This window comes from Pedobacter flavus, assembly GCF_036324285.1.
In the GTDB taxonomy this organism is placed as follows: domain Bacteria; phylum Bacteroidota; class Bacteroidia; order Sphingobacteriales; family Sphingobacteriaceae; genus Pedobacter; species Pedobacter flavus.
In genome coordinates, this window is the sequence record NZ_JAZDQU010000002.1 from 952,960 (window position 1) to 963,767 (window position 10,808).

General features: G+C 32.9%; 7 protein-coding genes. 5 read left to right on the forward strand and 2 right to left on the reverse strand.

The window, feature by feature from the left end; translation table 11 throughout:
* Positions 1-93 precede the first annotated feature (93 nt).
* Positions 94-1,275, forward strand: a complete 1,182-nt coding sequence (locus VRU49_RS10425; protein ID WP_330146724.1) for an AIR synthase related protein — start codon at positions 94-96, stop codon at positions 1,273-1,275.
* Between the two features lie 124 nt (positions 1,276-1,399).
* Here VRU49_RS10425 and VRU49_RS10430 read toward each other — a convergent pair whose 3' ends face one another.
* Entirely contained in the window at positions 1,400-4,684 is a 3,285-nt protein-coding gene (locus VRU49_RS10430; RefSeq protein WP_330146725.1) for a TonB-dependent receptor, read from the reverse strand.
* Between the two features lie 321 nt (positions 4,685-5,005).
* On the opposite strand from VRU49_RS10430, the gene lpdA reads away from it, so the two are divergent.
* The 4 genes from lpdA to VRU49_RS10450 all read left to right on the forward strand — a co-directional run bounded on the left by lpdA (position 5,006) and on the right by VRU49_RS10450 (position 9,979).
* Complete coding sequence (gene lpdA / locus VRU49_RS10435; RefSeq protein ID WP_330146726.1) at positions 5,006-6,391, forward strand: dihydrolipoyl dehydrogenase; 1,386 nt, start codon at positions 5,006-5,008, stop codon at positions 6,389-6,391.
* Between the two features lie 80 nt (positions 6,392-6,471).
* Complete coding sequence (locus tag VRU49_RS10440; RefSeq protein ID WP_330146727.1) at positions 6,472-7,311, forward strand: MBL fold metallo-hydrolase; 840 nt, start codon at positions 6,472-6,474, stop codon at positions 7,309-7,311.
* Positions 7,312-7,584: 273 nt separating this feature from the next.
* Positions 7,585-8,445, forward strand: coding sequence for a sigma-70 family RNA polymerase sigma factor (locus VRU49_RS10445; RefSeq protein WP_330146728.1), 861 nt, complete (start codon positions 7,585-7,587; stop codon positions 8,443-8,445).
* A gap of 85 nt (positions 8,446-8,530) precedes the next feature.
* A complete protein-coding gene (locus tag VRU49_RS10450; protein ID WP_330146729.1) occupies positions 8,531-9,979 on the forward strand; it encodes a glyceraldehyde-3-phosphate dehydrogenase in 1,449 nt (482 codons plus the stop codon).
* A gap of 68 nt (positions 9,980-10,047) precedes the next feature.
* Here VRU49_RS10450 and VRU49_RS10455 read toward each other — a convergent pair whose 3' ends face one another.
* A complete protein-coding gene (locus tag VRU49_RS10455; protein ID WP_330146730.1) occupies positions 10,048-10,737 on the reverse strand; it encodes a response regulator transcription factor in 690 nt (229 codons plus the stop codon).
* Positions 10,738-10,808 lie beyond the last annotated feature (71 nt).

Consider the following 10,808-nt stretch of genomic DNA (forward strand, 5'->3'; position numbering starts at 1 on the left):
ATATTCTAAAATGACTCCTTCTTAATCAGTTGGAGTCATTTTTTTTACCCTATAACACCGCAAACAACTCATAAGTAATCTTATATTTGCACTATGAGTGATAACCGTTATAACCAACGTGGCGTTTCTGCCTCAAAAGAAGATGTTCATAATGCCATAAAAAATATTGACAAGGGAATTTTCCCTCAAGCATTCTGTAAAATCATCCCAGATATTCTTGGAAATGACAATGAATGGTGTAATATTATGCATGCAGATGGAGCTGGAACTAAATCTTCATTGGCCTACGCTTATTGGAAAGAAACTGGCGATTTATCTGTTTGGAAAGGAATTGCACAAGATGCGGTTATCATGAATCTAGATGATTTAATTTGTGTTGGAGCTACAGAAAACATTCTATTATCATCTACCATCGGAAGAAATAAACAATTAATTCCTGGTGAAGTACTTGCGGCAATTATTAATGGTACAGAAGAAATTCTAGAAGATTTACGAAATCATGGTATTTCAATTTTTTCTACCGGTGGCGAAACTGCTGATGTTGGCGATTTAGTTAGAACAATAATAGTTGATAGTACTGTTACCTGTAGAATGAAACGCGCTGACGTAATTAGCAACCATAATATTAAACCTGGGAACGTTATAGTAGGCTTATCATCTAGCGGAATGGCAAGTTATGAAACTAGCTACAACGGCGGTATGGGCTCTAATGGTTTAACTTCTGCAAGACATGATGTATTTCATAAATCAGTAGGCGCAGCATTTCCTGAAACTTACGACAATAGCGTTCCTCGAGATTTAGTTTATTCTGGATCAAAAAAATTAACAGACCTTATAGAAATACCTGGATTCGACTCAATTACTGCAGGCAAATTGGTACTTTCTGCAACTAGAACTTATGCACCAGTTATAAAGGAAATTTTAAATCAATTCAGATCTCAAATAGATGGCATTGTACACTGTAGTGGTGGCGCCCAAACTAAGGTACTTCATTTTATTAATGATGGAATTGAGGTAGTAAAAGACAATTTATTCCCAATCCCACCCCTATTTAAAATGATCCAAGAAGAATCGGGTACTGATTGGAAAGAAATGTACAAAGTATTTAATATGGGACATAGAATGGAATTATATGTTCCCGAAAATATCGCTCAAAATATAATTGATATATCAAAATCATTTAATATTGACGCCCAGATTATTGGAAAGGTAATTAAAGGAGAAGGAAAAACAGTTACTATAAACTCAGAATTTGGCGAATATAAATACAACTAATAAATAATTAAATCATATTAAAAAATCTGCAAACTTCACATTTGCAGATTTTTTTTTGAAAAAAAATACCATAAAAAAAGCCCCGAAAAAATTCGGGGCTTTCTATTTTGATTAAGATTATCTACTAAAAGATATATCTTAAACCTAATTGAAGTCTATAAGTAGAAGTAGCAGATAAGTTATCTTCGATAGCTTTATCACGTAAAGCACCACCTGAAGAAACAGTTGCCATTCTATAAACTGGTCTGTTATTAGCATCAACTGATTGGAATAACAATGGATTGTTAATCACAAATCTGCTATAAGTTCCCCAGTTTTTGTTAATTAAGTTTGCAGCGTTTACAACATCAGCACTTAATTGTAACGTATGTCTTCTACCATCTTTACCTGTGTTAACAAATAAATCTTGTAAAATTCTAACATCAACTTTGTTATACCAAGGTAATAAAGCACCATTACGTTCTGCCATTTTACCTCTGTTTTCTCTTAAATAAGGAGAAGAAGCAATAAATTGCTCAAATGCAGCATTTTGCTCAGCTACGGTATAAGTTCTACCACCAGCAGTAAACTGTTGGAATTGAGTTTGACCTGGTCTTGGGATATACATTAAATCAGTTGAGCTATTTCCGTCGCCATTGATATCGCCATTGTAAACAAAGCTATATCTTCCTTGGTGAGCACCTTCATAGAAAACTGAAATTGTTGTTCCAAAATGCTTAGCATATTCAAATCTGTATGAAGCACTACCTACTACACGGTGAGGAACTGCATATTGAGATACGTATAACTCATCAGCATTTGAAGTACCTACGTTAGGGTTAGAGTTCCAAACTGAAGAAGCTTGACTTCCTGGGTTACCAGTTAAATCTTTAGCTATTGTATAAGTATAAGCTAATGATCCTGAGAAACCACCAGTAAAGCTTTTGCTAACTTGTCCAGTTAATGAACTAGCCCAACCTCTATTACTGTTTTCTAAAGCGATAGCTGAAGTAATTCCGCTATTTAATCTGTTAGAACCAATGATACGCTCTCTAGTATAGTTACCTTCATAAACTACACCATTAGATTTGTTTTGGTTAACGTTTCTCATTTTCACACCATTGATGTCTTTTGTAAACATACCATCAAAAGTGAAAGTAAGACCATTATCTAAAGTTTTATCCATACCTAAATTCACTCTAAATACTTTAGGGAATTTAAAGTCTCTATCTACGAATACAACGTTAGAACTTGGAGTTGTACCAGCAGTAGAAGGGAATAAATTAGTATAAGCATCTGGATTAGAGTTTAATCTAATATTTGCCAATTGCGTTGCAGAAGTAATTGAACCTCCAAACTGGTACATACCAGTATTTGTAGGAACGTTAGTTAAGAATACGAAAGGAATTTTACCAGTGAAAATACCTAAACCACCACGGATAATACCAGATTTATCATCGCTAGTAAATCTGAATCCAAAACGTGGAGATAACATTACTGTACTCTTAGGGAATTTATCAGTGAAATAATTTCTTAAGTTACCATCTTTACCATAGAATCTCAATGCAGAAGTTGCAGGGTTGTTTAATGGATCTTCATGATAAATTGGCATATCAGCTCTTAAACCGAAAGTGAATTTAGCATTATCATTAACGTTCCACTCATCTTGGAAATATGCACCAGCTTGACCGATTTTTAATTCAGCAGAATAAACAGCGCTTTTTCCTGGGATTAATGATTTAGTATATGCGAAATAAATTGGAGCTCTATCGTTAATTAAGTCATCAATAGAATTAAAAACATAATAACTGTTAGAACCAGCCATAAACATATTACCTACTTCTTGGTACTCATAAGTTAAACCAGTTGTTAAAGTATGTTTACCTAAATAGAAACTTAAGTTATTTGTAAATGAATATACTTTATTAATAACATCATTGTTATAAGTATATGGATCTACTCCGAAGAACATCATGTTACTACCGTTTCCATCGAAAATATCAACTGAAGGGAATAATTCACCTGGGAAACTTCTTGTAGCTTGGTTTCTTGTATAAGTTGCTAAAAATTGGTTAGAAACTTTTGAATTTATTCTACTGTTTAACTCAATAGTACCACTTTTTGTAGTATTTAAGAAACCGTACATACTGTTTTCAAAAGCCATTGAACGGTTACTTATACGACCGAATGGTAATCTTGAAAGGTTTGAAGTTGCACCAGTAGGTCTAAAACCACCACCATTAGGAACACTTGTAGCGTTTGTAGAAGCGTCATCAGTACCTCTAAAATCACTATATTTTAAAGTTAATTTATGGTTATTGTTAATGTTCCAGTCAATTTTACCTAAAATTTTATGGTTATTGTTTTCAAAACCTGGGAAATTATCATAACCACCAGTTTGGTAACCAAATTTAGTATTTAAGTAGCTAGAAACTCTTTGCATGTCTGCAACAGTTGTAGATGACTCAGAACCTGCACCTTGTCCACCTTTAGGATAGAAAGTTACACCTGGAGCTAAATTTTCTTCTTTCTCAGCATTCACGAAAAAGAATAATTTATCCTTAATAATTGGACCACCTAAGCTTAAACCATAAGTTTTGCTTTTTGAATCTACGATAGAGTTTGAGATATCAGCACCTTGAACTTTAGTTCCGATAAAGCTTTGATCTCTATATAAACCGTATGCAGTTCCTTTAAAAGTGTTTGTACCACTTTTTGTTACTGCACTAATATTTGCTCCAGTAAAACCAGCTTGTCTTACATCATAAGGTGCAATATTAATAGAGATTTGCTCATAAGAATCAATAGAAATTGGCTGAGCACCACCACCTGGAAGAGGATCTGTTGATAATCCGAAATTGTTGTTTAAGTTAGCACCATCGATTTGGATGTTGTTGTAACGACCATCTCTACCACCAAAATTGTTTCCACTAGCTTGAGGAGTTAATCTTGTAAAATCAGTAATACTTCTGCTGATAGTTGGTAATACAGATAATTCTCTGCTCGAAACACTTGTGCTAGCACCAGTTTTTTCTTGAACAAATTTGTTTTTTGTACCTGTAATTGTAACAGCGCTAAGGTTTGTGCTAGTATTTGATAAAGTGTAATTCAAGTTGTAATTATCACCTAATTTCAAATAAACATCGGTTATTGTAGCTTTATCATATCCAATATAACTGATCTCTACAGTATATGGACCTCCAATTCTCATATTTCCGATTGTAAAACGACCGTCAGCATTGGTAACAGTCGTATAAACCGTACCAGAAGGTGTGTGAATTGCTTTAATCCCAGCACCAGGTAACGATTCATTTGAATCTTTAATAATACCTGTCATTGATGATGTAGTTACCTGGGCATTTACCTCAGAAATAAAGCCTACAAAAACAAAGACAATTACTACTAATTTAAATAGTAATGTTTTTTTCATACTCTTTTGATTATTTTTTGTTTGTTAAAATATGTTAAAATAACTCGACAAAGTTAAATATTAAAATTCTTACTCAAAGTATTTTTTATGTTAAATAATTATTAACTCAAGCAAAACTTATCAACAGTTAACACCCTAACTTACAAAATATAAATTGCACTTTATCAATATTTTAATACTATAATTTTTAAAATACAGTCCTATTTATATTTTCTAAACAATTAGTTAATCATTAAATTTAACGTACTAATTTAATGCCTTCTTAATTTAATCAACATTTTTCCTAATTTTGGATTTTCTGAATTACAATATCATAAAAATATGAATTACGACCTTATAGTATTAGGAAGCGGGCCTGGAGGTTACGTGGCGGCAATCAGAGCTTCACAGTTAGGCTTAAAAACTGCCATTATAGAAAGAGAAGCATTAGGCGGAATTTGCCTTAATTGGGGCTGTATCCCCACTAAAGCTTTATTAAAAAGTGCAAATGTTTTCGAATATTTAAAACATGCTGCTGATTATGGCATTAAAGTTTCTGACGCAGAAGCTGATTTTGGTGCAATTGTTAAAAGAAGTAGAGGTGTTGCTGAAGGCATGAGTAAAGGCATCGAATTCTTAATGAAAAAGAATAAAATTGATGTTATTAAAGGTGAAGGAAAAGTTAAACCTGGAAATAAAATCGATGTGAAATCTGCTGATGGTCAAAAAGAATATTCAGCTAAGAACATTATTATCGCAACTGGCGCAAGATCAAGAGAATTACCAAATCTTCCTCAAGACGGAAAAAAAGTAATCGGTTATCGCCAAGCAATGGTGCTTCCAGAGCAACCTAAATCTATGGTAGTTGTAGGTTCTGGAGCTATAGGCGTAGAATTTGCATATTTCTATGCAACTATGGGAACTAAAGTTACTATTGTTGAGTTTATGGAGAATATAGTTCCAGTTGAAGATGAAGATGTATCAAAACAACTTTTAAGAAGTTTAAAGAAAATAGGAATTGATATTTTAACTTCTTCAAGTGTAGAAAGTGTTGATACAAGTGGCAACGGATGTAAAGTTCAAGTAAAAACTGCTTCTGGTATGCAAACTATCGAAGCAGATATCGTTTTATCAGCTGCCGGAATTGTTTCTAATATTGAAAATATTGGTCTTGAAGAAACTGGTATTAAAACAGATAAAGGAAAAATATTAGTTGACGAGTATTATTCAACTAATGTTAAAGGTTATTATGCTATTGGCGATGTTGTTCCTGGTCAGGCTTTAGCTCATGTGGCTTCTGCAGAAGGAATTATTTGTGTTGAAAAAATAGCTGGACATAATCCTTCTCCTTTGGATTATAATAATATCCCTGGATGTACTTATTGCAGTCCAGAGGTAGCTTCTGTTGGTTATACAGAAAAAGCAGCTAAAGCGGCTGGATATACCCTAAAAATTGGTAAATTCCCATTCTCAGCTTCAGGTAAAGCAAGTGCTTCTGGTGCAAAAGACGGATTTATTAAACTAATTTTCGATGCCAAATATGGTGAATTATTAGGCGCTCACATGATTGGAGCAAATGTTACCGAAATGATTGCCGAAATTGTAGTTGCTCGTAAATTAGAAACAACTGGTCACGAAATGATTAAAGCGGTTCACCCTCACCCTACTATGAGCGAAGCTATTATGGAAGCTGCTGCTGATGCCTATGGGGAAGTAATCCACTTATAATTAAATAATAAAATTCTACTAAAAACCGTGAATATTTTGTTCAAGCAAATATATTCACGGTTTTTTTTTAACTTGCCTTTATGAATTTGCATACTATTGAAACCGGTTTTTTTAAATTAGATGGCGGCGCAATGTTTGGTGTGGTACCTAAATCTATATGGCAACGCTCTAATCCTGCTGACGAAAATAATCTTTGTACTTGGGCCATGCGATGCCTGCTAATTGAAGATGGTAAGAGGTTAATTTTAGTAGATAACGGTATCGGAAATAAGCAAGATGAAAAATTTTTAAGTCATTATCATCTTCATGGAAACGATAGTTTAGAAAAATCGTTAGCAAAATTAGGATTCAATAAAGACGATATTACAGATGTTTTTTTAACACATCTGCATTTCGATCATTGTGGAGGTTCTATTGAAAAACAAGGCGATTTATTAGTTCCTGCATTTAAAAACGCTAAATATTGGAGTAATGAGCAGCATTGGAAATGGGCAACAGAACCCAACCAACGAGAAAAAGCATCGTTTTTAAAAGAAAATATTCTCCCAATAGAAGCAAGCGGGCAATTATATTTTATTAATGATGAAACAGCCCTAAATTTTCATCCCGACATTAAAATTAGATACGCTTTTGGACATACAGACGCTATGATGTTGCCTCAAATTAATTACAAAGGCAGAACGGTGGTTTTTATGGCAGATTTACTTCCCTCAACTGGACATATTCCACTTCCATATGTAATGGGTTATGATATGTTTCCATTAACTACACTTAAAGAAAAAGAAGCTTTTTTAAACGAGGCTGCAGACAATGAGTATATTCTAATGTTAGAGCATGACCCAATTAATGAATGCTGTACAGTTATTAGAACAGAAAAAGGAGTGCGACTAAAAGACACATTCAAATTGTCTGATATTTAAGTTTTATCTGTGAAAGCAAAAATATTGATGTAAATCAACACTTAGGCTATAGTCTATTGATTATTAACAACTAAGAGGGGTATTCTTTATAAAAATTAGCTAAACAATCCGAAAATCCTATTGTTAAATTAAAAAAATAACAAGATATGGAATGATTTTTGCTATGAATAATTGTTGCAAATAAATTATAGAATTACAACATTTTCAGCATTTTATATTTTATATTTACATATCTTTGCAACCTCTCAATTTATATAGACACGAAGCAAATACATGAGACAACTCAAGATAACGCAATCGATTACCAATCGCGAAAGTCAATCATTAGATAAATACCTTCATGAAATCGGAAAAGTAGATTTAATTACTGCTGAAGAAGAAGTAATTTTAGCTAGAAAGATCCGCGAAGGCGATCAAGCAGCTTTAGAGCGCTTAACTAAAACAAATTTACGTTTTGTGGTATCCGTTGCTAAACAATATCAAAATCAAGGTTTAACTCTTGGTGATTTAATTAATGAAGGAAATTTAGGCTTAATTAAAGCAGCTAAGCGTTTTGATGAAACTAAAGGTTTTAAATTTATTTCATACGCTGTATGGTGGATTCGTCAGTCAATTCTTCAAGCTATCGCAGAACAAAGTAGAATTGTACGTTTGCCTTTAAATCAGGTTGGATCTTTAAGCAAAATAAGCAAAGCATTTTCTAAACTAGAGCAAGAATTTGAACGCGAACCTTCTCCAGAAGAATTAGCAGATATTCTTGAAACAACCGTAGAAAAAATCTCCGATACTTTAAGCAATTCTGGAAGACATGTTTCTATGGATGCGCCTTTTGTTCAAGGTGAAGAAAATACATTATTAGATGTATTAGAAAACCATGAACCAAATACAGATAGCATTTTAATTAATGAATCACTTTCTGAAGAGATAAAAAGATCTTTATCTACCCTAACAGAACGTGAACGTGAAATTATCGTCTTATTCTTCGGATTAAGCACAAACCACCCGCTTTCATTAGAAGAAATTGGTGAAAAATTCAACCTTACCAGAGAAAGGGTAAGACAGATTAAAGACAAAGCACTTCAGCGACTTCGTCATACTTCTAGAAGTAAAATTTTAAAATCTTATTTAGGATAAAATAAAAATAAAAAACATTGAAAAAGATTGGGTTAGCGCTCAATCTTTTTTAATTTTGCGGCAGTTCTAACCCAACCAAATTAATATGTTACAAAAATACCAATCTGAGTTTCAAAACTGGATAGAAAAAGAAAAAAAGGCCATTGAATTAATCAATGTTGTCGGAAAATTATGGTTCGATCGCTCTATTGAATTAGTTCTTTTCAGAAAACCATTATTTGATATCGGTAGCAGCGAAATTTTAGCTCATCACCAATATGCCAAAGAAGTAAGTGGAAAAGAGATTTCTATTTATGAAACGCTTGAATTAGCTAATGCAATACTAAACAGCAATCTGGCTCCTTCCAGAATTGATATTGGTAGATTAGCCGCTGAGTGGATAGATGAATCGAATGACGCGAAATCTGTAAATGAGTTTGTGATCAACAAATTAAGCGCTCATATTGGTAAAGACAAATTTACTCTTCAACCAAAAGATGTTGTTCTTTACGGTTTCGGTAGAATTGGTAGAATTGCAGCTCGCGAATTAATTATGCAAGCTGGAAAAGGCGAACAATTAAGATTGAGAGCCATCGTTACCAGAAGCTATAGCGATGAAGAATTATTGAAAAGAAGCGAATTATTAAGAACAGATTCTATTCATGGTCCATTTAACGGAACTATTGTAGAAGATTTTCAAAATAAAGCACTTATCATTAATGGTCAAATGGTTTACTTAATCGCGGCTAAAAACCCAGAAGATGTAGATTATACCCAATACGGCATTAATGATGCTTTATTAATAGATAATACTGGTGTTTTTAGAGATAGAGAAGGATTAGGAAGACATTTAAAATCTAAAGGTATAAGCAAAGTTTTATTAACTGCTCCTGCTAAAGGTGATATTCCAAATATCGTTACAGGTATTAATGATGGTGAATTTGATTATAGCAAGGAACAAATATTTTCAAATGCATCTTGTACTACCAATGCTATAGTACCCGTTTTAAAAATTATCGACGATTCTTTCGGAATTGAAAAAGGACATATTGAAACCGTTCACTCTTATACGAACGATCAAAACTTATTAGATAATTATCATAAAAAATATAGAAGAGGCCGTTCTGCTGCTTTAAACTTAGTTATAACAGAAACTGGTGCAGATAAAGCTGTAGCCAAGGTAATTCCTCATTTAGGTGGTAAGCTTACAGGAAATGCGGTAAGAGTACCTACACCAAATGTTTCTCTTGCTATTTTAAATTTAACCTTAAATAAAGTTACTTCTAAAGATGAGATTGAAGAAGTATTAAAACAAGCTTCTTTATTTGGTAATTTATCTGAACAAATAGAATATTCAATTAACAATGAATTGGTAAGTACCGACTTAATTGGAAATTCTCATGCATCTATTGTCGATGGTCCAGCTACCATTTTATCTAAAGACAATAAATCTGTTGTTTTATATGCATGGTACGATAATGAATATGGCTATACTAGACAAGTAATAAGATTAGCTAAGAAATTAGCTGGTGTTGTGCGATTAACTTATTACTAGGATTAATCCAATACAAAAAATGCAGCCCTGAAAATTCAGGGCTGCATTTTTTATGCACTTTTTCTATTTTAAGATAGCTCAAATTTATAACCTACTCCCTTTACGGTGGCTACATAATTTTCTCCCAATTTTTCTCTTAATTTTCTAATGTGAACATCTATAGTACGATTGGTTACCACCACACTATCTTCCCAGATATTCTTTAAAATAGACTCTCTAGTAAATACTTTACCTGGCTTCTGAGCTAATAAATAAAGTAATTCGAATTCCTTTTTGGCTAAAACTACTTTTTTACCATTCTGAAACACTAAATAAGCCTCTCTATCAATTACTAAATCGCCAATAACAACTTTATTATCTACTTGTTCAGTTGGACTAGAGTTCCTTCTTAAAATAGCGTTAATTCTACTTACTAAAGCTCGAGGTTTAATTGGCTTAGCTATATAATCATCGGCTCCAACATTAAAACCTGCAATCTCCGAATACTCTTCACTCCTTGCGGTTAAAAAAACCATAAAAGTATTTTTAAACTCAGGTAATGCACGCATAATTCTACAAGCCTCAATTCCATCCATTTTAGGCATCATAATATCCAAAATGATTAGATCGGGCAAAATTTTCTTGGCAATATTTATACCTTCATGGCCATTAGAGGCCGTAGAAACTTGATAACCCTCTTTTTTCAGATTGTATTCTATTAACTCTACAATGTCTGGTTCGTCATCAACAATGAGAATTTTTTGTTTTACAACACTCATGATATTTTTTTAACGAAAGTATAAAGATTATAAAAATTATAGGTTAAACCAAAGTTAATAAATCGTTAATA

What these genes read in the sequence shown, in the direction of transcription:
- VRU49_RS10450 (WP_330146729.1), top strand. Translation starts at nt 8,531, where the DNA reads ATGTTACAAAAATACCAATCTGAGTTTCAAAACTGGATAGAAAAAGAA.
- VRU49_RS10430 (WP_330146725.1), bottom strand. Translation starts at nt 4,684, where the DNA reads ATGAAAAAAACATTACTATTTAAATTAGTAGTAATTGTCTTTGTTTTT.
- VRU49_RS10445 (WP_330146728.1), top strand. Translation starts at nt 7,585, where the DNA reads ATGAGACAACTCAAGATAACGCAATCGATTACCAATCGCGAAAGTCAA.
- lpdA (WP_330146726.1), top strand. Translation starts at nt 5,006, where the DNA reads ATGAATTACGACCTTATAGTATTAGGAAGCGGGCCTGGAGGTTACGTG.
- VRU49_RS10425 (WP_330146724.1), top strand. Translation starts at nt 94, where the DNA reads ATGAGTGATAACCGTTATAACCAACGTGGCGTTTCTGCCTCAAAAGAA.
- VRU49_RS10440 (WP_330146727.1), top strand. Translation starts at nt 6,472, where the DNA reads ATGAATTTGCATACTATTGAAACCGGTTTTTTTAAATTAGATGGCGGC.
- VRU49_RS10455 (WP_330146730.1), bottom strand. Translation starts at nt 10,737, where the DNA reads ATGAGTGTTGTAAAACAAAAAATTCTCATTGTTGATGACGAACCAGAC.